Raw genomic sequence first — 23,602 nt, forward strand, 5'->3', positions numbered from 1 at the left:
GTTGCACCTCTGCACGCGTTAAATATAGCCTGCCTTTCATGAAGTTCACAAAAATTGTTAATGGGTACACATCATTAAGACTAGGATTAATCTTAGCAAGCGCTTAAGCATCACTTAATGTAAATTTAGTGACGAGAAACCATTTAAAATATGATCGAGCTGTATTTTTACACAGTTTTCCATCACTACGCCGTCCCGAAGACCGCTGCATACAAAAAACTCGCAGTGGACATCAGCATCAGAAAGGGGGAGTAGAGTCAAACAGGGGCGAATCACTTCATTAATGCTTCCGTGGTTGTATCTCCTGACTCGCCAATGTCTATGAATCACACACTACAAACCTCGTATCTTAGCGTTCAGGTCTGTAAGGCAATTCAAGAGGTACCTGCTTGTCCCACAGACCAGTACGACAGGCCACTAGGGGAGGTACTCCATTAAAGGAAAAGAATTGACGTTGTCGACTTTGATCCACAAACCACAGGTCACCGTTTTGAAAGCGGTAGAGCAGGACATTATCGCTGTCTGCAAGATGCACCTTACGCAACTGATGACCAACCAGAAAAATCGATCCCCATTGCACAGTTACCAACCCTCCACTGGACACAGTTGTTGTCATGACAGATCGTCCCGGGCACAACAACGTCTCCTTTTTAACAGCAAGAGCCGGCACTGAAAACACCAGGATGGCGCTCACAAATAGCAGTTCTTTACCGGTCTTCTTCAGCATCATATCCCCCCCCAACAGCAACAGCTCCCCCTTTTGGTTCACCCGGTAATTCTCCCAATTTTTTTAGTAATCTAGGTTGTAAAAAATTGGCACTCGTTGCGCTAATACCTCTCCGAATATAAAATTAGAGGTTAATAATGTCACATTACCTGCTTTACGAACTGCCGATAGAAATCATCACCCTCCATGACTCCATTGCCAATGAAAACCCAGGGCTTGTTCTGCTGCTGTACTGCATCATTGTCCTTTGGTTGATCCTACTATTCTCTCGTCACTGAAATATCCATGATATCTCAGCAGTAAACACCGTACATCATCAACATGACGGCATATGCAACCAAAAACGTAAGCATATCTGTCACAAAGAGACTAATAATGTATCAATGACACCATAAAACCTTCGCCTTCCGATATCGCTGATATATCCCGTTTTTGGAAAAGGGTCCTGAACTCCAATGCCACCGAGATAACTACGAAGGCACTCCGTAAACTATGTGAACGGTGGGAGGTGAGAGTAAAGTCAGGGATGCGCTAATGGAGCAATTGCTACCAAACGGATATAACATTGATGCCGCGCGCAAAGCGATAGCCCTTTGAGTTTATTGAGGAGTGGGTGGGTGCAGCGCAAACCACCCATGATACGCTGCACCCTGTCTGGAAACTGGAGTAGAAAACAGACAGGAAAAATAGTCTAAACGGTTCCCACGAGTGTCAACCACAACTCATCACTTTATTAAAATTAATTTTTACAGGACTGCCACTATTTTTCATTAGTGTATTTTTGTTTATTTCGTTCTCCAAATCAGAATAACGACAACTGTCATTTGAGAAAGGCAACCACTCAGACACCCCACCTTTTCTTAACGGTATTTCCAGTTCAATATAGCTACTATAGCCAGAATAGGATATATTAATCCTATTCCTAAACTCAGGGAGTTGAACTTCTAGTTTTTCCAAAATTGGTTCAGAGTCCCCATACGCATGCAAAGCAAACCAGACAAGTTCATCAGCAGTTATAGCATACTTATCGACTAATGGTTCGACTACAACATTACGCTCCCATGATACTTCAGCTCGCTTAATTTCATGGAGAAACACACATCGCAACTGCTATGAAAAAAATTAGCATTCTATTCATATTTTCACCTGGAGTGATTATGATAACCAGTAGTATTTATTAATACACCTTCGACCATCTTAACTTCTTGAATTTGAGACTCGGGTGCACCTCCCCATTTTTTACTGTACCATGTTCTCAACGGCAACAAATTTAAGGTCATTATATTGTTCGTAAATTTGTAAAGGGATATTATCAAATGTTATTTATGGAAGTAGTTATAGAGTATAGATATGCTACCGCGTACAGGGCATTCACTTTGAGTTTGAGGAAAGCCATCATTCTCCCTATCCTTCAGGAATAGTTGACAATTTTCAGACCCGTGCTGATATTCATTATGGGGAAAATCTTGAGTAGCCATTCAGTGTGCCGTCTATTCTGTCTGAGTAGGCTATGTTTCAACAGGCTCCTCCAGTAGTCCAGACTATTGATGCTCACCGGGTCCCGGCAGGAGGATATAGAAAAACACTTTAATGGAGACAACTTCATGCTCAAATTATTCATAGCACTAATCGCATCACTCTCCGGAGTTACAGCTATTGCTGCAGAGGTGCCCATAAACCCCAGAGACTTCCGCTCCGCTCCACCCACTTACTGTATTCGGGCCCGGACCAGTGATTAATCCGGATAATTCAAAGTATGCGGAAGGAGCAAGTCTTCAACCGCTTCATAATTCTCATCTCCGACACCATCATGGGTTGCTATCACCAACCAAAAATCAGTAACGAGAGTCGACAAATAGGCAATAGAAATGCATCTCGCTTACAGGCACTATGCCGTGTTTTTTTCGACTGTGACGTAACAATTTTACGTTTCGGCGCCACGCCCGGAAGGAACCAGAAAAGCTTTGCAGCATTACCCTGTAATTGCCATCGCCTGGTAATTAATCCCCTCAAGAAAAAGGTTATTACTGTTGAATAACATTCCGTTTTAGCGCCCTGGCTGCAACCACGATCTCACCATACACAGCGAGACAGAAATCAGCGATGTGGACGAAACCGCCTGCATCAACTGCTCTCACTGCGGGTGTACTATCCACAAGGATGACCTAACCCAGCAACCCCATGAGAGTGTATTAACTTCATCAGCATTAAGGGTTTCAGGGTTCTGCATGATAATTACGTTCCAAAGTAAAGATGGTAATACTGAATTATTCGGAATGGAGGATGGGTTGTGGTCTATTTTTAAAACTGGATTGGCCCCTATATTTCACAACGATACGCCTTATTAAATGACGGTTCTCTGTAAAAAAACCGCCCTGATTCATGACTTATTTAACCAGCGTGCTGACTGCTTTTTTCTTCGCCTTTCGCACTGCTTTCTTTTTAGCATGTTTTTTGGTGGCCTTTGTGGCTTCAGACTTCACCGTGGTACTCTGCGCATGCTGAATGGTCTGGCTCAATGGTGATACTGGCTCTGAAGCAAAAGAACCCGCTGCGAAAAGGGACAGCGTATCGCCCAGCAAAACACCCGATAACTTTGACATGGCAACCTCTCCGGTATTTTCAGGGAATATCACCGCTGAAAATGTGACCGGGAGACCCGCAGAGTCAATACAGGTAACTGTCACCGGTTCGCCAGGTATTATTTAGCCCTGTTTTTCTGTGGCTTAATTCTGAATGCTGCACCACCGGTCTGACTGATACCCATTTTTGCCTGCGCAACCGTGGCGGCTTTACTAAGGGCGCTGATATTCAGTTTCTCTGAAACTGGTAGCGCAATGTTTGAATAGCACTGGCGCCGCTTCTGGCTGACCCATTGCCGCTGCGCATCGGTATCACACAGGTCCATCACCGCCAGCCATCGGGCTGCTGCCCGTCGCCAGAGCCCGGCGCTCTCCAGTTTCTCAGCGACTGCATCACTGACCATATCCTGCTCTCCGTATTTCTGTTAATGATTGTTCGTCATTCTGGTTGGGCAGCGTGCCACCCGCCAGTTGTACCAGCACCGACGGTCGCAGTGCTGAGATATTCCTGCCACTGAACCGGAAAGCCCCCGCAGCCACCAGTCTGACAATTTCCCGCGCCACAGTTTCCGGCGTAACGCCAATATAATTCGCGATGTCACACCGCAGCACTGGCAACCGAAACTCCCGGCGTATGTATCCTGGATAGCCATAACGAACAGCGAGGTCGTAAATAAAATGTGCCAGTTTCTCTCCGGCACTCATATGCCTCAGTTGATGGAAGCGTGCCTTGTTAAGGCGTAAGTGCTCACTTATCATCTGGTAAACGTACTGGCGTCCATCACTGGTACCCATAAACTCGCTCAATTGCGTCGGGGGCAGGTTGTGTACCGCACAGTCATCAATCACCTGTGCATACCCCTGGTGCAATTCGCCGGGAAGCTCATCCACACCGATATACTCACCAGGCAGATAAAAACCGGTGATGTGCACCTCCCCGCTGGTATTAAGATAAAACGTTTTGACGGCTCCGAATTTAATCAGCCAGAGTCCGCTGCGTTTATCACCGGCACGCCACAGGTGCTTCTTTTTACCGTATTGCAGTGACGGTCTTTGCCTTATAATGTCCCTCAACGGACTTCTGAACATAGTCAATTCTCCGGTCATTTACCCACCAGCCATGTTTTCAGGTGCAAGCATAAAATCCAGCACAACAATATCCTGCAGTACCGGACGAAAAAGGGTTTTCAGCGCATCATGAGCCGGATGCGGCAGATAGTTCTGGCGGGCAGTTTCGTCTGCAAACGTCATCAGCACGCAGTGGGTATGGCCCGCATTTTTACCTTCCGGGCTGTTATTGATGCCCCATTCCACGCGGGTTACCCCGGTAACCTGTCGGGGTATATGCAGAAATGCCTGCCTGACCACATTAATCTGCTCAGGTGAAGCGTCATCAGTGAATGTGATAAACAGAATGTGTCGGATCATGTTGGGTGCCTGTAGAGAGTGGGGGAAGTGTGAACAGAACGTGCTCAAGGTCGTCCGGCATGACGCGGATGATGCCCTCGCCGGGAATATCGATTTCAGCCACCAGAAACAGCGACAGCGATATCATCACAGGCAGAACCAGCAGATACAGTCCGTGCCGACGGTCTGCATGTTGCCTGCCCGCCATGCAGCAGGTCATCATGGCAAGCAGAAGGATAACCAGCCAGGCTGCATCGGGGATATTCCGTTGATGCAACGCGGTGGTCTGTTGCTGTGCCGTTCTCAGTTCACTCCAGGACGACAACAGCTGCACCATGACCGGGGTAGGGTTGTGCTGCGCCTCAGCAACAACCAGCCCCCATAGTTGCTGCTGGCTCATCTCCGACTGCCGGTTCCAGCTTCGCCCGCCCTGCAGGGAGCTGTCCCTGAAAAAATGAATACGCTCATCCAGGTATTTTCGCATCTGCTCCTGTGCTTTCTGCTGCGTGGGCTCCGGTAACAGCTGCGTATACAGCCAGGCTTTTTCAATGGCCTGCGCCTCCCGGACCTGCGACTGCTTCAGCATCACAAAGCCGTTTATCGCCACCGAAAAGGCAAACCCAATAAGCAGCAGGGATAACGCCAGCGTTCCCGAGGTAATAACAATATCATTGCCTGTACTGACGTTTGCATGGAAATAATGACGAAGATAACGGTCGATATACGACGACATTATCAGTAATGATAAAATCACCGACAGTAATAAAACATCATCGACTGCCGGAAGCATGAAGTAATAAGAAAGCATACACCCATCTCGAAAAATAAAAAAATGAACAGCACGCCACTCTCAATAATAATAAAAAATAAAAATCAACAGATTTATTATGCCACCAATGAAGTGAAATAATTTTCATTTTAGGGGGTGATTATAATTTCAAGAAAAAGAGTCCTTTGCTTATTGGGGCGCAAAGCACAGACTCTCGACATATCACAACTTCCCCGTTCATCTCCTGGTTATGAAAAAAAGCGCCGTTGCTAATTACAGGTGCTCCTGCAACCATAACTTAACCTGTTCCATATTGAACGCACGTAACCCATATTCCTGCGAGAGAAGCGCTTCTGGTAAATACTCATCATATTTCTCAAGGCATTTTTCTATGATGCCTGCCGCCAGCTCTGGCTCTGAAGGCAATCCCTGCAGAAGAACCTTTGCCAGTGCATCCTTAACCTCCCGCACAGTACATTTGTCAACAACAATAACGCCTGCATATGAACTCGCTTTAAAACCACATTGCACAAGTAATGCCGACAACGCATTTACAGTTTGATCGCCCATCCATGAAAAAATACTGACATTTTGCCCCTGTTGAATAAAGCATTCTGAAGCAAGGTTATTATTACGGAAATAATACACCCCTTCCTCAAACAAATTTCTGGCTGTAGTATCTGCAAAATCAGCTTTGCGAGCGCCGACAGTAATACGGTAATCTCCGTCACGATAAATGGCGAGCATTTCCTGTCGAACAACATCATGAATTGACATTCCCTGCCCGCCAAACAAAGGAGGTTGTCCTCCCTTTGTTTCCTCGACATAGATAACTTTTTTATCGTTATCTATGTCGATCACTTTCCAGCGTCGGCCACCAAAAATAATATTCTGGTCAGGTATCAATGGAGAATCCACAGGGATAGCGCCCAGTGTTTTACTCCCTGTAACAATGCGAAACTCCTCCGGAACACTGAATACGGTATAGAAGGTGTATTGATTCACCAGGCGTTCACCCTCCACACCCAGTGTCATTTCCCCACTGGAAAGTTGCGTCAGAAACTGGTGTTCACCCATATGTTTTAACAGCGTTTTGAAATCATCAATGCTGACCTTCTGAAAGGGCCCCTGTTGGCATAACAGTCCCCAAAGCTGCTCCGCGCGTACCCCACCCCATTGTGCAACAATCGACAGGATCTGATGAAATAGCGTGGAATAGTGCATCTGCCTGGTATCTGCTGGCTCAAACCATTTGCTACCAATCAGTAAGCGTATCATTGCCAGAGACTGGACGAGCTGAAGCCTGAGCTGGTCGATAATTTCTGACGTCGGGGTCAGTTCATGTTCAGCAATCAACATTCTCAACACGGATGGCGAACCACGCCTGCCGGAACGGCCCATACGCTGGCGCAGACTGGCAACGGAATGCGGTGCAGTAACCTGTACGACGGAACTGACTTTACCAATATCGATACCCAGCTCAAGCGTCATGGTACAGATTGCTGTCGTCGGGAATTGACCTTTCTGAAGCCGTAGTTCCAGCATTTCACGCAAATCTCGGGACAGTGACCCGTGGTGTGGAAAGAACTCATTAGGAACAATGTTTATTTCACTGAGATCGCTTAGCGTGGCAGCAATACTCTCTGTCCGTTTGCGGCTGTTTGCAAACACCAGATGGGAATCTCCACGACAGAGGCGAAAAATATCATGGCAGATTTGCGTTTCTGCCGACAGGGACACTTGTTGCGATGAATCCGTCAACGGTTCCAGATAACCTTTAACCTGCACTTTTAGCGTAGCATGCGTTTCACTGTCAGTAACAATAACGCAGGGTAAGCGTTGATTTGCTCGCAGGGATAGCGGTACCTGTTTCAGTTCCCCCAGCGTTGCGCTGAGCGCAATTCTGGGAACGGGGTTATTGTTCCGTCCCAGCAGGTGATCAACACGGTTCAACAAAGAAAGAAGCTGCATCCCTCGCTCAGAACCAATGAATGCATGAAATTCATCAATGGCGATATAGGTCAGTTGAGAGAAAGCCTGCTTTACCCATCCCGCATTGCGGAGAATCATTGCTTCCAGCGACTCCGGGGTGATAAGCAAAATACCGGCTGGTTTTTTCTTCGCCTTTAGTTTTTGGCTCTGTGCGACATCCCCATGCCAGGGAGTGACCTGCATTTCCAGCGCGTCACCAAGGCTTTCCAGTCGTCGATACTGATCGTTTATCAGGGCTTTAAGCGGGCTGATGTACAAAATGCCAAAGCTTCCCTTAATATCCGCGATAGCAGAGCATGCGGGCAGAAAAAAAGCTTCTGTTTTACCTGCGGCAGTGGCTGCACTAATGAGCACATCCCGATCGCCTGCCAGTATTGGTGGTATCGCTTTTTTTTGCAGCGCCCTGAGATCTTTCCATCCCTGCTGGTATATCCACTTCTGGATGCGAGGTTCCAGTAAGCAGTATGCATCCATCATCATAATCTGAAGCCGGCCAGGCCGTCCTCATCCTCCGTCAAAGTGATTTCATCCATATCGCCCGGTTTCTCCTCCGCAACAGACACTTCACTAATCAATTGTGACCACTGAATGGACGGGTTTTGCTCCAGAACGGCGAGCATATCCAGGAAGGCTTTAATGGTATTTCGAGGCGTGCGGAAGTAAGCATCACCAATAGCGTTGCTGCAGTGACGCAAGAATGCCGTCAATGCATCATCAGGTACCAGATAGTTATCCACGACCCCGCCAGCGTAAACATGACGGAGGTTTTTCAACAGGATATAAAGCTCTTCAGGTGTCAGGCTGGCTAAATGCAGAGAAGGAGATGAGTAATCAATCACGCCAGCCCGCTGAGCAAAACTGTTTTCTGCCAGCCGTGACTGGAGAGCTTCGTAGCTGTACAGCCCCTTACGCGGATCGAACAAAAACTCGGGAGTGCCCCCCAGTAAAAAACCGATATACTCAGCTGTCCCCTGTAGACAGTCATTCAGAATACGCAGTATTTGTTCATAATTAGCAACCCTGGCCTGGGTATTTCCAAGCTTATAAAGATTGACCATTTCATCCAGGTTCACCAGCAATCCCGCATATCCGGCCTGTCGGACAAACAAGCTCATCAGCTTAAGCGAATCATAGAAGGAAGCATCAGAAATAATGGTACGCACACCAAGATCGGTACGTGCATCAGTTTTTGTTGTGTATTCCCCCCTGAGCCATCGAATAGCATTCGATTTTAATGTTTCGTTATCCTGCTCATGCCCCAGCCAGTAACCTTCAATGACTTTAGCAAAGTCATAGCCACCAACCATCTCAGACAGAGCAGTAAGCTTCTGATGAATAACTGTCGGGACCGGTGTATTTGTACCTTCCGCTTCTTTTCTGGCCTCCGTGATGAAACGTTCAACCACGCTCACTAAAGCATTGCCATCAGGCTTATTTCGGGTGGAAAGATTCTTCATCAATTCAGAATACAGATTTCTTGCCTGTCCTCCGGTAGCATGAATACGGCGATCCGGGGATAAATCAGCACTGACCGACACCAGTTTTTTTTCTAATGCAATTGAACGCACAACACTTAAAAAGAACGTTTTTCCTGAACCGTACTCTCCGATAATCAGGCGGAATCCTGCACCACCATCGGCGATGCGCTCAATATCCTGGCACAACGCTTTCATTTCGTTGATGCGCCCAACCTGAATATGCTGAATACCAATTTTAGGTGTGACACCTGTTTTCAGTGACTGAATAATCGTGTCCTTTTCTTTGAGTCGAATACGAATGCCTGACATAAATTATCCTTTAAGTTCCTGTACAATTTCCTGGTCAACGTAAATATCATCGTCGTCATCAAGGACTGGCGCATCAACCTGCGCATAGGACCAGTCATTAATCGTTTCGATCGCACCACTCAGCATGAGATTATACTGCTGACATAATTCAGTGACTTCATTGCGTGCCCAGCGTTCTTTTTCCAGCAAATGCTGATAGAGCTGGTAATGTGCTTTATCAAGACCCGTACTGGCGTATGACGGAATATCGGCTGATGGTTCATCAGCGGGGTCATCGTCGACAAAAATAGTGTTCAGCAACTGCTGTACGTCTACGGTATCTGACTCATGACGTGCAAGGTTTTGCTCGTCCAGAGAAAATGTTTTACTCGTTTCTGATGTGGTTCGTAAAGTGTCCATCGCCATTTTCTCTGTTGTTGACTGATGATGGATATCACTGATAACCGTATTGCTGTCCAGTCCAAGACTACTGTAAATTTTTTCCAGTTGCTTAATTTTAGCCGGAATGATTTTTCCATTGGCACAGGCAACTCTGACGATAATACTGGCAACAGACGCTTTGTCTTCCCCCTGAAGCAAAGCTATCCTGGCTTTCATACCGATCATGCTGGCAGGAGAATTAAGTCGCCAAATAAGATAGGCATGTAACGACCGTTTTTCTGATGGTAACAATCCAGTACTGTGGTCGACAATATTTTCAAGTGTCATTATTTCTGAATGGTCAACGTGCTTATCCATTTGTGTAACCATGACGCCTAAATGAATCGCTAAAGAGAGTGACTGGAATTCGGTTGAGGGTATAAACAACTCCTCGTGACGTTGAGAAAACAAAACGATATGACCATCTGATGCCGGTCTGGCATGGTGGTACCGTGAATCAGGTACGATGCCGTAACCAGCGCGTTCGGCAAATTGTCGCATCAGCTCAGCCTCTTTCTTATTGATCTTATCAGGGGCTGGCATATCCAGTCTTTTCCAGAAATCAGCAACCGTTGCCAGCCCTGAATTATCATGGATCATTTCATCTGCCCAACGCTTAAACTCTGTGAACAGGTGTTCTGCATTTTCAGTCAGGATTTCATCAGGAAGAAGCATAATGGCAAAAACATCACTTCGGGATGCTTCTTTTTTACCAAGGTAGCGACTATAGGCATCCAGCGAGTCAGTACAGGAGTCTGCAATTTTTAGTAGTTTTTGTACAGGGGCTCTTAATACTCTCGGATCCGGTAAGTCATGATGATTAATTTTAACACCACGAAGCGAACTGCTTGCTGGATAATAATTCACTTTCAGGCGGGTCTTATTCGGCTTAACAATCAGCCCCTTACCAAACGCTTCGGTATAACGTCGTTTAAACAAGGTAGCAAACTCTTCGGCACAGCGTCTCGCCGGAGTCCTGAGCGAATATTCCGTATGATATTTTATCCATGCAAAAGCAAGTTCATCCGATAGTTGTTCTCCTCGTGAAACAGCGGTAGCCAGACGAAACTGAAATAACAGTGAATCGCCAGAAGAATAACACTCGCTCTCGTCTCCGATCCTGACAGACTCAGGCCGAAGAAGACACATTAATTCCATTAACCGGGTTGAATAACGATAAAAAGAGTTGTTTTCCTGAAATACTTCCCTCAGGCGTAATACTTCTTTAAACAGCTCCTGAAATTCATCATCAGAAATGGCTTCCTGTATATCATCCACCAGAATACGACGCTCAAGCCCGTAAAAATAGATGAAAACATAACCAATTGGTGTCGCTGGATCATTACGTTCACCTGCCAGCCAGCTAAGATAAGCTCCCCGGCCACCGGGAGAGAGCGTTGAATAACTGGGCCAGTATCTCAGCAATTCATCCTGATAAAGTTCTGACTCATGTTGTACAGGGAAAACATCGCTCACCAGTGAGGCATCAGAACCATCGTTACAATAATAATGATGTTCTCCCTTCACATCTTTTTTAAACTGCCTGCCAAAATAAAATTTACCGAGAGAAATGACAACATTGTGAATGATAATACTCTCTCCAGGTTTTATCCAGCGTGCAGTTGTTGTCTCGCTTTTGTTACGGACAACGGGTGAATATTCGTCACTACGACGATGGTCAACTGCGCACCCATTAATGAGCGTAAACGTTGTCAGCTCATCCTCCCCGGAGGAAATGGCAGACACACCTGTCTGATGACGATTTATGTTGCAGACCAGTTGTTGTTGAGGATGTTCATTAACAGGTTCTGTTTTTGCTCTTGTAAATCCAGTGAGTGAAATAGTTCTCTTTTTTGAGAAAAATATCCAGAGGATAATCAGTGAGAAAGTTAATATCCAGAAATCCATATATTTATCCTGAATCAAGGATGACACCAGCAATTACTCCCGGGAATAACGATTTAATGACAGACCTGAACTGTAATGGTGGAAGTAATATCAGAGAGATTAATTGGCGCGATGAGCCCATTTTTCTTCATTCAGAAGTATCGGGGTGCAGCGACGTATCACCAGCCCAGCGGTAAAGTGCGCCTATGGAAATATTCATGTCTGCTGAAATATCTGCAACAGTTTCTCCAGTCTGGCGGCGGTATTTCATTCTCCTGACGGCTTCCTGCTTTATGGAGATATCGACCACTTTAATCGCCGGTGATTTTTCCCAGAGTTTGCGTTTTAAAATATCCTTGCGTATTCTTTCAATATCCATCGGCGAATAGACGATTTTCTTTTTTCCCTTACGAGCAACAGCTTCACGCATCATTTTTACTTGCTCTCCCGGGTTAAGTTCACCCTGCAAAATGCGCCTCCTGTTACTGTCACTGCGCATTTTCCTTATCTCAGTCCCCATCAGGGGTACAGACTGGCGGATGTTCCACTTATCCCGGTATTCCTCTATTGTCATTTCATGTACAAAACGGATATGGCGAGGCAAATACTGAAGAATTTTACCACATTCCAGACAAGCAAAGCGTTCCCTGTTGTGGTACTCAGCCGCCTCTTCCTGTGTGGAAAATGGTGTGGCTCTGGGTGGTACCAGCGGTTTCTTGCTCATCACTCGTTCCCCTTTCCAGCCCGAACAATCAGTGCGTAACTGCTCTGTAATTGCAGCAGATGCTGTGCAGCCTGTTGCGCCGCCACAGTCTGACTGCCATCGTTTTTTTTTGTTGTGACAGCTGACATAACTGTTCTTCCAGCGGCACGTTCTGGCTTAACACTTACTCGCAGCATCTCTGGACCATAAATTACCAACTTCCAGATGCACCACCTCCACCACTACTCCCACCACCTCCACGACTACTTCCTCCGCTCGATGAAGATGAAGTTGCGGAGTATGAGCAGGATGATGGAAATGAATGTGAATAACGGGAACGAGAATGTCTTCTAGTCCGAGGATCATAAATAGGATATTTGTTTTTTTTCAGCAATGGAATTTGTAGTTCTTCATTTTTGTATTTGATAAAGGATGTAATACAGGAGATTAAAGATAGAAAAACCAATGGGATAAGAATGATAAATGGCGTAAGTGCAGTTGGGATTAATAGATAAATAACAAAAGGAAAGTCTCGACAAAAATACATCATAATAAATGAGAGTGGAATTGGGTAAAAAACCAATTGTGGTAACCATGATTTCTTAAATTTCGTTATACCAATAACAATGAAAACCCATAAAAGTAATATCCACCACGTACCATTTTGAACCTCTGGAGGCTCCTGAAACTCAGAGCTAGCCTGATGATTTATCAGACCGTTAATACTTTCCACTCCAGATTTTATACCATTGATCAAACTCCCTTGTTTAAACTGTGGAATTATTTCATTTTTTATTATCCGACCAGCGATCGCATCTGTAATTACTCCCTCAAGCCCATATCCAACTTCAATTCGTACTTTACGATCCTGCCATGCGACAAGTAATAAAACACCATCATTTCTCTTAACATCACCGAGCCTCCACTCATCAAATACTTTTGTTGCAAACTGTTCGATCGTATCATCCCCCGTTGAGGGAATGACCAGAACACCGACCTCAGTTCCTGTATTTTTATTATTACCCTCTATAATTCCTCTCAATAAATCATGCTCATAAGGAGTGAGTAATTCTGCAGGATCTGTAAGATGCCCGGTCATAACAGGAACTTCTATTTGTTCAGCCTGAACAAAAGAGATAAAACCAGTAAAAACAAGAATTAATACATATCTATACACGGAACTCATGCTTTATGACCATTTGATATAGAACTGAAATCAATCACGGGAGACCGCTTTATGGATGCACCATTATCAGGGAAATAATTTTGTTTTTCCTGATACCCCATAGTTTTCGCCGTTAATGATGCAGGGAATTCTCTTATCGTAATGTTATAGTTCTCTACCGCTTTAATATACCGACTACGAGCCACTGCAATCCTGTTTTCAGTACCTTCTAATTGAGTTAATAAATCCTGAAAAAGTGCCTGGCTTTTCAGTTCAGGGTAACGTTCATTCACAATCAATAATTGGCTCAAGGCATGGGATAGATTCAGTTGTGCTGTATTCCATTTATCAATTTTCTCTTTATTTTCCAGATCATCATTAAGATTTGATGAAGCATGCTGTACCTGGCTACGAGCCTGAGTTATCGATGTGAGGACTGTGTTCTCTTGGTTAGTATAACCCTTTATTACAGACACAAGTTGTGGGACAAGTTCTGCACGCCTCTGATATTGATTCAACACTTCAGCCCATGTGGTTTTTATCTGCTCATCAGATCGTTGAATATCATTATAACCACAGCCAGATATATTAAAAATGATCACCACGAACAATAACAACCTGAACATCAAGAACCTCTGAATTATTTTTACGTTTATAACAATAGAGTATTTAACCAATATTCACGCTACCGCCACCAATTAACACCCCACCACAACTAACAACATCATTAGTGCGAGCCGCTGGTTTCCCATCAATAAAAACATTTGATGAGCCACTGCCAATCATTCGATTATGACCATGAGATATCAGAGCATCGCCTTTGCGCGCCAATGGTTTATTATCGACATTAACAGATGAGGAACCTGAACTCACTGGTGTAGGAGAATGGCTGTCATGACCAGTATCTTTATCTCCAACTTTTACTGCATTTCCCATATACTTCCCCATTGAATTTATTGATTTAGAAGACAATCAACGAACTAAAACAACCTGACCATTAATGATAGAAAAATATGGCCTATAGGTATAAACAATTTTTCCTTTTGAATTCTGAAATCTTAATGGTGAATTCTGAAAGTAACCGACCCCCATTCTGAATAAACGTCCATGGTTGTAGGTCATTAATTTATAATGATTCCAGTCAATCGGCACGGGTGTCAATGATTTATCCAGCACATGCGCAGGAAAGTCAGTAGAAACAAACATCATCCCTGTAGTCGTTCCTTCCGCATATGCCATCTCTGAGCTTGAAATTTTCGCAATCTCTTTCAGGCCATCAATGTCACGACGCTGCATCATCCACCAGATTTTTTCATATGCATTGCGAATCATGGGAAGATCTTTTTCTGTGACAGGCGTTGCCTTCTCCCATGTCCATAAAGGTAAGTCATGAACAATGAGATTGCTACTCAACTTATATAAACCATTATCATAATGATAACTCCTGTTATTGATTGCATCTCCTTCAATAATTTTAGAGCTATATGGACTACCGTCATAGTGCAAGGATTCACGAGCTGTGATTTTATGTTTATCGTTCACAGTCAATTTAAATCTGGCAATTTCTGTATGAAGATCATTTGTATCTTTACTAACTATAAGCTCGCAAGATGAATCTGGATATAGTGTTTTTGGATCATCTGTATCCTGTCCTCCCATAAGCAATTCAATGGAATTACTGCCATTACCCAACATAGATGATGCGTTAAACCCTGCCGAAATAGTTCCACTGTACACCAAAGTGTTTTCTATTGCCGGAATTTCATTCACTCTTAAAATGCAAGTGCTTTTATTCGTTTTAAAGGAAAAAAGATATTTTTCATTTATCATGTGATCGATTCCATATGAGGGAAATGTCAAAAATAAAAACTAAAAAAGAGTAATCCTGGCTGAAGAGTCTTTCTTTTCAAGTTTTTTATATATATTCCATTCAACATCTTTATTCACCTCTGAATCATTACTTATATTGTTTTTCTTGGTTCGACCACCATCATTATCGCCACCACCGCTTCCTGAATCTCCGCCCAAAGACCATGTATAACTGACATAAACCTTAGCAATAACATCACTATGGTAAAGCACTAAATCGACTTTACTCGGTTCACTGTGATTAGCTTCCAGCCCAACAAATCCTTCTGCCGATGCCTCACCACCAATCTTCAGAGCACCATTAGCTACATAAAACCGAACTCCAGCCCTGAAGTTTACATTCAGTGTTAAACCAAACTTAATGGCCGTATCTTCATTGTACTCTACGTGCCACTTCTCTTTCGTATCCGAGGTACATTGCAACGCTAAATCAAACTCACCTTCAACCACCAGCTCAAAAGTAGAACCGACATAAGCTGAGTTTTTCCCTTCCTTATAATCATCTTCTCCCGCATCCAGACCTTCCCTTGCTGCAGCCAGGACGACATCAGCATGATACCAGGCCGCAAATGCCTGCAATAAATCCAGTGTTAGTCTAACCCCAATAAGTGGGGACAGCTCAATTGATAAATTTCGCTGCAGATAAAGTTGTGTTGAGTTGCTGTCTTCCTTCAGCTCTCCACCACCTTTCATTTCAATTTGCGGATAAACTATTTCCGTACTCAGCAGTTTAATTTTCGCATCGTTTCCTTCATCTGTTGAGAATGTTTTAATGAATGTATTGATTAGTTCATCTGCTTTATTCAGCAACTGTACCTTCTTCTCCTTTCCCTTAAAATCCTTCTTCAGTCTGGGAGAATAATCATATGGAAGAGCACCAAGAGAGCAGTTCAGTTTTCCTTCCATCTCCAGAGCATTACTGATTTCATATTGAGGTTTTTTTGTCCAGCCACGATTCCCGCGCTGACTTTTACCCTGAGATTTATTTTCCGCTTTCTGCTGTTGCTTCCTTTCTTTCTCTGTGTACTCCTTTACTTCATGTTCCAGCCCGATTGCCAGATCCACTTCCCATTTAAAACCGGCAAAGACATGGATCCTAGTTGACAAAACATCAAGTGGGGGTATCGATAATAGTGGAGATGCACCATTGATAAAACTCAGTGACTGACTAACAAAGGCATTACCTTTACATTCCCCCAATCGCAATAGATAATCCGTTTTCGGTAACACATCGAGTACATCAGGTGCAAGGATATAATCCACCAAAAAATCAACCGAATCAGTAACCTTAAAATAATTAACTCTTGGTAAAAAATGCAGAGAATAATTCGTCAAACCTTTATTAAAAGTCTGTAATGTTTTATTGTCTGCCGGGCTATAAATCATCCCTTGTGGACAGGCCGAGTTATTCGACACACATACCTTATCTACCAGAGAAAGTGATAGAGGAACCCCTTTATTACTGACATCCACTACATCCAGGGCAGTAATAAAATTAGCCTGCTTATATACAAAATCACGAGTTCCAGCAGTCATGGAAAACATGTGGATGCACGTATCCGGATTTTTACAGTTACATACCGGAGAACCGGCTTTTAAACTAATCATCGTTTTCCTTATTATACTTGTGGCAAACAACCCATTTCGCGGAGCAGCAGTGATTCCGCCTTAAAAACTCCTGCTTCGTTAGGGTCATTTAGTGCCGTGCGATATTCAGGTGGGAGCGTAGCCAGTGTCAGATATCCCCGTTGATGAAACAGCCGGAATAACCCCAGAATGCTACGTTCATCATCAATACCCTGTTTCTTCAGCCAGTGAAATATTTCACCAGTTGCTTCAGTATTTGCAGGTTCACTATCAGATTCTGACCAGCTGTTGATCTTACCTACCAGTGTTTCAACATATCGCTGGTTAAATATTTCAGTCAGCTTGTCCATCTGCACCTGTGATATTTGCAACATTTTCCGTCGTGAACCACTCTGCGAATGAAAGGTCTTTCTCAGCTCAGTAAAATGTTCACGGCGCTCCTCCCCCTGCCAGTGGGTTGTAATCGCATTTATCGGCCCAAGAAATGAATGTAACTCCCAGGGAGATAAGACCGATATCAAAGGCCAGATATTGCGGGGATCATAGAAGCGAAAATAAACCGGTGTTTTCTCTCCGGGGAGCAGGACATGCAAATATTTACGAAGATGCTGACGCAGAGTGATCATATTGGCCTGACTTTCCAACAGTATTCCCCAGGGCGGCCGACGCACTTTGAGCCATGCAAGTACATCCTGTGTCGCCAGTATCAGAAAGGGTGCCACGTTGAGGATTTCGTCTGTTACTGGTTTGGCATACAAGCAGGTATGAGGTGGATCTAGCGTGTCCAGCATGGTGAAAACTTCTGGCTCCGCCGCCGCGTCCACAATTGCCCAGGTAATAACATTATCCATTGTTTTGTGCCTCCATCGGACAATGTTCTACAAACAAGGCTCCCTGGGCCGCTGCCGCTTTCAGTATCGCCGGTTCTGCGGGGACCAGTAGATCTCCCGGACTGCCACCAGAGTTGAGATTGATAGTGACGCCCTTCGAATCCACGCCACCATCATGCAGAGCAATAAATGTATTACCTACACGTAATGTCAATTTGCTTTTGCTCTGCAACGTGAGATCGCCATGGCTGTCAACACTGAAGGCACCGCTTATCTTTTGTGCTAGGTCCCCCTTAACCGTGACCCCAAAATCCCCATCAGTCTGCTGCAGATTATTACCACTGATTTTCTGATCCTGATTCCCTTCCACCGTCACTTTGCGGTCATTGGCAACCACCAGTTCTTCATCATGTCCGATGCTGCTGGTCCGGTTAAATTCAACGCGTTCGTCTTTTGAATTAAGGACCCGCACAGCCATATTTTTTTGGGCCCGAAGAAGAACCTCTTCACTGCCAGCGGTATCTTCAAAAGAGAGTTCATTATAACCGTCCCCCTGAACTGAGTCTGAACGCAGAACCATCCTGTTCTTATGTAATGGTAACGGATAGGGTGCCAGATTGACCGCATGGTAAGTACGCCCGGTAATGATCGGCTGGTCCGGATCCCCTTCCAGAAAACTCACCACCACTTCATGTCCAATACGCGGAATGGCGACCATCCCGTAACGACCGCCCGCCCAGCCCTGGCTCACCCGCACCCAGCAGGAGCTCAGATCGTCGCTGTTACCATAGCGGTCCCACGGAAACTTCACCTTCACGCGCCCGTGTTCGTCGCAGTAGATTTCTTCGGTAGCTGGCCCGGTGACCGTCGCTATCTGCGGACCGTCCACCATCGGGCGCACCGGTATCAGAGCACGCCAGGCAGTACCGTCTTTGATGACCCCAAATGTATTGGTAAAGGTGGTTGGTTTGTCCCCGCCCTCCTCTTCCAGCGCCTGAGGCTGTTTGCCCTCATGCTTCACAGTTACCACCTGCCATGGCGCATTAAACGCATCGTTCAGGTGCTCTGAGAGCGTAAACACCAGCCCGGGACGTAACTCTGCACAGTTTGACAGTCCATTTCCGGTGATCGCCTCAGCCCGCAGTGCATCCAGCCGGTACGCGCTGAACGCTTTACCGCTTTCGGCCTGCTTGTAACGCCCCGGATAATCATAATGCTCGTAGGCAGTACGTTGATGGCTCAGATCGTTACTGATTTTCTTGTTCGACTGGTTGTAGGCCGGATTTTTAAAGCTATAGTCCCGCAACTCCACGGATGAAGTCTTTACCGCTTCGCGGTAGCTGAACTGGCGGACATAAGCCCCCTGCTCAAGCCCCTTATTCTCCAGCGAAAAAAACAACGATTTCTCTTTCTTCTCCAGCGCCCCGGCCCCGGTATGGTCTGCAAACACCACCCGGTGCGTATCTGCTTCAAACTCGTGGAAAAAGAACATCCCCTCTTCTGCGGCCAGTCGGGTAATAAAAGCCAGATCGCTTTCCCGGTACTGCACGCAGTATTCGCGGGCGGCATGCTCCTGACGCAGCGAAAAGGCATAATCCTGGATGCCCGCCTCTTTGAGGATCTCCTCGATAATATCCTGCGGCTTCTTCGCCTGAAAAATCCGGCAGTTGGTACGAAGTTCTGTGCGCCACAGCGCCGGTCGCACGACGGCCTCATAGCGGGTACGGTGAAAGCCGGTATCCCCCTGCGCAAAGTCGCTGACGATACCGCTGACACGACGCTGCAGTTCGCCGTTGTACCAGACCATCAGCTCGCACGACTGATCGAGCACATCAGCAAAATCAATTCCGGTCTGTGGGCTGGCTAATTTCAGCGTCAGCGTAAATGGCGCATTCAGCGCCTCATCCAGCTCAAATTCTGCCACCGCGAAGGTGCTGGCGGGTAAATCGCCTACCGTCACCGTAAACTGCAGTCCTGTACCGTCCGCCACGTTATTTCTCCTTGTTCAGGGCAATGGCTACCGCACGCCCGGTGTTCACCGTGCGGGGAGTCGATTCATATTCTCAGCGTTCAGGTCTGACCAGCATCACACCTCAGCGCTGAATTACCCGGGCCGGAGCCCGGGTAATGTCGTCGTTATGCGGTAACCGGCTTACGCCAGTCATCGCTGCCGGAAGAACCGGACTTGAGGTGATCCCAGGTGATTTTGCGGTAGGCCAGAGAGACCTCAACCAGTTGGGTGAAGTCGGATTTCTCTGAATCCTGGCAGTGCGGCATATGCAGATCGATATCGACAATCGTGGCGTCCTGCAGCGTGGTGCTGAAGAAATGCTCCTGCTTTCCTTCCACGGAAGTGCGGTACCACTTGAGGGTGACATTTTCCAGCATCTCACCGGAAGCCAGTGCGTTGTACATCAGCGGTACGGCTTTGTTCAGCGCGACGGTGAATTTCAGCGGCTTGTGCACGCGCTGGCCGGACGGCTGGCCGGACTGCGGATCGGTAGGGACGGTCACCTGATGCTTCACTTCCTGCACCAGCATTTCGTCTTTGTGGCCTTCCACATAGATGTTACCGACTGAAGCCGCAGTGAACGCGTTCTCGGTAATGTTGCCCTGAGTTTTACCCTTGATGCTGATATAACACGGTGTTGGCATTTTATTTCTCCATTAAAGTGATGTGTACTTCCGTCAGATATATAGCAATATCCATGCCATATTTTTATGTTGTTGTTTTTGCTTAACTTTGTGTTTTTACCCTTCCAGCAAAAAACGGGGTTGCGCAAGATCTTGCTCAAAACCCGGCAAAAAGTTGCGCAAACCTCGCACTTCCACGGCATCCATTGCGTAAAAAGTGTTTTACTCTGAAAACTCAGCAAGAAGTTGCGCAGATTTTGTTTTTATTCTTTTTCCGGTGCTTTTATGTTCGATTCTGTAATTATTTTTGTGACGTGCATCACTCACAAAATCATTCAGCCGTGTGTGTGGCGATTAAAAAACCACCACACCACCACTATCTACCGGGCGAAAAATCCGGTCAGGGTGTCACCTCGTTCTGTCCCTGAGCGATACGCAGGCTCCACTCCCGGGCCAGCTTTTGTGCAGCCTGTATCTCATTCGGCCTCATTTCTGCTTCCATCGCGTTCAGCGCATCCACCGCCACCTTCATATTTTCCGTTGCCGCCAGCGAGTACCAGGCATAGGCCTGAATACGGTTACGCGGCAACCCCAGCCCGGCCTGGCTCATCATCCCGGCCCGGTACTGCGCCATCCGGTTCCCCGCCATGGCGCTGAGACGGTATTGTTTAAAGGCCTGTGCATAGTCGGGTTTTCCGCCAGTGCCGAGACGCAGCATGTCACCGTAGTGACAACGACCTTCGGCATCGCCACGTTCAGCCAGCTGCTGCCAGGCGCTTCTGGCATTCACCTCATCCCCCTGCGCGTCATACCACGCAGCCAGCGTACGCGCGGCCTGCAGGTCACCGCCTTTCGCCGCAAGCGTCAGATACTTCAGCCGTAGCTCATCGCTCTGCTGGTACTGGCTGTAGAGATACTGCGCACGGGCATCCCCCTGACCGACCGCGCGTCCGAGCCAGGACAGCCCTTCGCGCTCATTTTGAGGGACACCGTCGCCATTCAGGTACGCCTGCGCCAGAACACGTTGTGCCGTGGCATCCCCGCCCTGCGCCGCTTTCTGATACCACGAGAACCGCTCCGCCCCTTCGCTGTGCTCTGCCATCCAGCGCTGCGCCTGCGGGTTACCCAGTGCCGCTGACTGACGGTAATCACGACGGGCGATGTCCGCTGACCTGTCGACGCCGTTTCCGGTGTCATAGCGCCGGGCCAGCAGAGCCAGGGCCACGGGCTCTCCCTGAGCAGCGGCTTTCTGCAGCCAGGAAAGCGCGATTTTCTCACCCGAGGGTTGGGTCTGATACCAGCGGGCCAGCATCAGCTGCGCCTGCGCACTCCCCTGCCGGGCCGCTGTCTCATACAGACTGATACACGCCGTTGCCGGAGCATCACCATGGGGTGCCTGGCACAATCCGGCGAGATTCATACTGGCCTGCGCGTTGCCCAGCGAAGAGGCCCGTTCCCACCAGTGACGGGCAAGCAGCTCGTTGCGGGGTTCGCCCAGCCCGGCGTGATACCAGTCTCCCGCCTGACGTGCTGCATCCGCCCGGGTCGTCCGCGATGCATCCGATGCCGCAGACTGGCTGGCGACCTGTTTCATCAGCGTCAGCGCCTGCGGATAGTCCCGACGTGCCGCCAGCCTCCCGGCCAGCACGTACTGCGCCTGTGCCTCTCCGGCTTTCGCTTTTTGCGCCAGCGCGGATTCCGGGAGCGTCGTCAGTGGCGTACTGCAGGCGCTCAACAGCACGACTGCCAGCATTACTGCTCCCCGTGGCGGCAGAAATGGATACAACCTCATTCCCTGTTCCCTGATACGGGCTGTAGCTGATACAGACGCACGCTGTACGATTTCAGCGTGGCCTGCAGGGTCTCCAGCTCCGCCGGACTGACGGTCTGGTTTGCCTGCTGCTGCGCTTCAAGACGCTTCAGACGAAGGGTAAAAGGCGTGTCGCGGTCCATTTCCCGGCGGATATCGTAAAGCGAGGATTTCAGGTACGAGATGGTGACCGTTTTGTGCTGCCGCTCCAGGGTCTGCAGTTCGGCCAGCAATGCATCCACCCGCTGTGTGGCATCAGGCCAGGGAGAGGCCGAAGGGTCCTGACCACGCTGTGCGGTCAGCATCTGCTGCCACTGGCTGTCCATCGCGCTGACCGCCAGCGACTGCGGGTAGAGCATACGCAGCGACTGACGCAGCCCGTCGGCATACTGATACGACCACAGCGGCGAAAGCTGTTGTACCCGGACCATCTGCGCCTGGTAATCACGGGTTATCTGTGGCTCCATATCACGCAGTGCCTGTTCACCCAGCGCCAGTCGCACATCGCTCAGCCGGGCCGCATCGGGGGCAGCAGGCCAGCTCAGCGCCTGCGTTTCCAGCATCGCCGTCGCGTCATGCAGACGGGTTTCCTGTAACTGACTCCAGTGGCTCCACCCGGCAAGCAACAGCACCGGTATCAGTGCGCTCGCCATACCGCTGGCAAACCAGAACCACGCCGGGCGGGGTGCCTTTTGCGTCCGGATTTTCAGCACCCTCGGTTTCAGCGTGCCTTTTTCGCGCCCGACGATAATGCTGCCGGTCGGTAACGGCGTCATATCCGCTGCTTCACTGCCGCCCGGATCTTCAGAACGGAAATACACCACTGGCGGCACCTGCATCTCTTGCTTCCTGGTCTCCGGCTCCGGGGAGACAATCACAATCTCCGACTCGTCAAAGAGACAGGTATACCCTTCAATAAAGTGCAGCAGGTTCTCGATTCGGGGGACCCGGCTTAGCCCGACGTTGTGCAGCTTCTCGCTGATAAGCTGCAGTGCCCGTTCACAGCGATAAAGCAGTCGCCGATCGTCATGCCCGACGGGGTACTGACGCACCACGTCGCTGACCCGGGCAATAAACCAGTCCAGCATCTCCACCCGTGCACGGGACTGATGGACCGGCGGCCAGACGTTATCCCACTGCGTAACGATTAGGTTGCTCAGAAACTCGCAGCCTTCGGTAAAGCCGCTGAGGCCGTGCAGCCGGGCGCGGGCCAGGGTAAAGTAGAGGGCTGTCTGCAGATCCACCCCCTGCTTTTCAAAAATGGCCTGCGCCATCTGATGAACCAGCCCCCAGTCCACCGCCGGTCTGGAGACGTGGCTGAGTTTATTGATTTCATTGCGCAGTCTTTCGTATTCCGGCAACACGCGGGGATCGCGTCCCACGTTCAGTGCCTGCTGTGTATCATGCATCCGGTGCTTTCCGTCGTCTGATGA

21 protein-coding genes are annotated in these 23,602 nt (G+C 47.6%); all 21 read right to left on the bottom strand.

The features are described from left to right. Positions 1-349: 349 nt before the first annotated feature. The 21 genes from GYRE_RS12485 to GYRE_RS12575 all read right to left on the bottom strand — a co-directional run bounded on the left by GYRE_RS12485 (position 350) and on the right by GYRE_RS12575 (position 23,578). Positions 350-730: a hypothetical protein gene (locus GYRE_RS12485; protein WP_146748714.1), complete on the bottom strand. Its 381-nt coding sequence runs from the start codon at positions 728-730 to the stop codon at positions 350-352. Between the two features lie 708 nt (positions 731-1,438). Next, positions 1,439-1,825 carry a hypothetical protein gene (locus GYRE_RS24510; RefSeq protein ID WP_146748713.1) on the bottom strand — a complete coding sequence of 129 codons (387 nt, stop codon included), beginning with the start codon at positions 1,823-1,825 and terminating at the stop codon, positions 1,439-1,441. Positions 1,826-3,114: 1,289 nt separating this feature from the next. Then, the gene (locus tag GYRE_RS12490; protein ID WP_146748712.1) at positions 3,115-3,414 is read right to left on the bottom strand and encodes a hypothetical protein; all 300 of its coding nucleotides are present in this window, start codon (positions 3,412-3,414) and stop codon (positions 3,115-3,117) included. Between the two features lie 14 nt (positions 3,415-3,428). Next, positions 3,429-3,713, bottom strand: a complete 285-nt coding sequence (locus tag GYRE_RS12495; protein WP_038255637.1) for a PerC family transcriptional regulator — start codon at positions 3,711-3,713, stop codon at positions 3,429-3,431. Then, the gene (locus GYRE_RS12500) at positions 3,703-4,416 is read right to left on the bottom strand and encodes a helix-turn-helix domain-containing protein (protein ID WP_038255639.1); all 714 of its coding nucleotides are present in this window, start codon (positions 4,414-4,416) and stop codon (positions 3,703-3,705) included. Before GYRE_RS12500 ends, GYRE_RS12495 begins: the two co-directional genes overlap by 11 nt. Next, entirely contained in the window at positions 4,417-4,737 is a 321-nt protein-coding gene (locus tag GYRE_RS12505) for a Dabb family protein (RefSeq protein ID WP_038255641.1), read from the bottom strand. Continuing rightward, positions 4,703-5,524 carry a bestrophin-like domain gene (locus GYRE_RS12510; RefSeq protein WP_038255643.1) on the bottom strand — a complete coding sequence of 274 codons (822 nt, stop codon included), beginning with the start codon at positions 5,522-5,524 and terminating at the stop codon, positions 4,703-4,705. The genes GYRE_RS12505 and GYRE_RS12510 overlap by 35 nt, the downstream gene beginning before the upstream one ends. Before the next feature lie 234 nt (positions 5,525-5,758). Beyond that, complete coding sequence (locus tag GYRE_RS12515) at positions 5,759-7,954, bottom strand: DEAD/DEAH box helicase (RefSeq protein WP_038255829.1); 2,196 nt, start codon at positions 7,952-7,954, stop codon at positions 5,759-5,761. After that, the gene (locus GYRE_RS12520; RefSeq protein WP_038255645.1) at positions 7,954-9,264 is read right to left on the bottom strand and encodes an ATP-binding protein; all 1,311 of its coding nucleotides are present in this window, start codon (positions 9,262-9,264) and stop codon (positions 7,954-7,956) included. The genes GYRE_RS12515 and GYRE_RS12520 overlap by 1 nt, the downstream gene beginning before the upstream one ends. A gap of 3 nt (positions 9,265-9,267) precedes the next feature. Further along, a complete protein-coding gene (locus tag GYRE_RS12525) occupies positions 9,268-11,592 on the bottom strand; it encodes a tellurite resistance TerB family protein (protein WP_038255647.1) in 2,325 nt (774 codons plus the stop codon). Between the two features lie 127 nt (positions 11,593-11,719). Then, entirely contained in the window at positions 11,720-12,295 is a 576-nt protein-coding gene (locus GYRE_RS12530) for a MucR family transcriptional regulator (RefSeq protein WP_051860957.1), read from the bottom strand. A gap of 190 nt (positions 12,296-12,485) precedes the next feature. After that, positions 12,486-13,460, bottom strand: coding sequence for a TPM domain-containing protein (locus GYRE_RS23785; RefSeq protein WP_072009070.1), 975 nt, complete (start codon positions 13,458-13,460; stop codon positions 12,486-12,488). Next, positions 13,457-14,065 (bottom strand): LemA family protein, encoded by a 609-nt coding sequence (locus GYRE_RS12535; protein WP_038255649.1) that lies wholly within the window; start codon positions 14,063-14,065, stop codon positions 13,457-13,459. Before GYRE_RS12535 ends, GYRE_RS23785 begins: the two co-directional genes overlap by 4 nt. A 43-nt stretch (positions 14,066-14,108) precedes the next feature. After that, on the bottom strand, positions 14,109-14,375 hold the full coding sequence (locus GYRE_RS23790) for a PAAR domain-containing protein (RefSeq protein ID WP_038255651.1): 267 nt from the start codon (positions 14,373-14,375) through the stop codon (positions 14,109-14,111). 36 nt (positions 14,376-14,411) lie between these two features. Continuing rightward, positions 14,412-15,269 (bottom strand): IdsF, encoded by an 858-nt coding sequence (locus tag GYRE_RS24275; protein WP_245939506.1) that lies wholly within the window; start codon positions 15,267-15,269, stop codon positions 14,412-14,414. A 39-nt stretch (positions 15,270-15,308) separates the two neighbouring features. Beyond that, positions 15,309-16,916 carry a hypothetical protein gene (locus GYRE_RS25005; RefSeq protein ID WP_038255655.1) on the bottom strand — a complete coding sequence of 536 codons (1,608 nt, stop codon included), beginning with the start codon at positions 16,914-16,916 and terminating at the stop codon, positions 15,309-15,311. Positions 16,917-16,927: 11 nt separating this feature from the next. Beyond that, the gene (locus GYRE_RS12555) at positions 16,928-17,746 is read right to left on the bottom strand and encodes a DUF4123 domain-containing protein (protein ID WP_038255657.1); all 819 of its coding nucleotides are present in this window, start codon (positions 17,744-17,746) and stop codon (positions 16,928-16,930) included. Continuing rightward, positions 17,739-19,715, bottom strand: a complete 1,977-nt coding sequence (locus tag GYRE_RS12560; RefSeq protein ID WP_038255659.1) for a type VI secretion system Vgr family protein — start codon at positions 19,713-19,715, stop codon at positions 17,739-17,741. Before GYRE_RS12560 ends, GYRE_RS12555 begins: the two co-directional genes overlap by 8 nt. A 146-nt stretch (positions 19,716-19,861) precedes the next feature. Then, complete coding sequence (locus GYRE_RS12565; RefSeq protein WP_038255662.1) at positions 19,862-20,380, bottom strand: Hcp family type VI secretion system effector; 519 nt, start codon at positions 20,378-20,380, stop codon at positions 19,862-19,864. Positions 20,381-20,759: 379 nt separating this feature from the next. Further along, a complete protein-coding gene (locus GYRE_RS12570; RefSeq protein WP_038255664.1) occupies positions 20,760-22,112 on the bottom strand; it encodes an SEL1-like repeat protein in 1,353 nt (450 codons plus the stop codon). A gap of 35 nt (positions 22,113-22,147) precedes the next feature. After that, the gene (locus GYRE_RS12575; protein WP_038255666.1) at positions 22,148-23,578 is read right to left on the bottom strand and encodes a VasL domain-containing protein; all 1,431 of its coding nucleotides are present in this window, start codon (positions 23,576-23,578) and stop codon (positions 22,148-22,150) included. Positions 23,579-23,602: the final 24 nt, after the last annotated feature.

Origin of the sequence: Yokenella regensburgei ATCC 49455, from assembly GCF_000735455.1 — a bacterium.
Lineage (GTDB): Bacteria > Pseudomonadota > Gammaproteobacteria > Enterobacterales > Enterobacteriaceae > Yokenella > Yokenella regensburgei.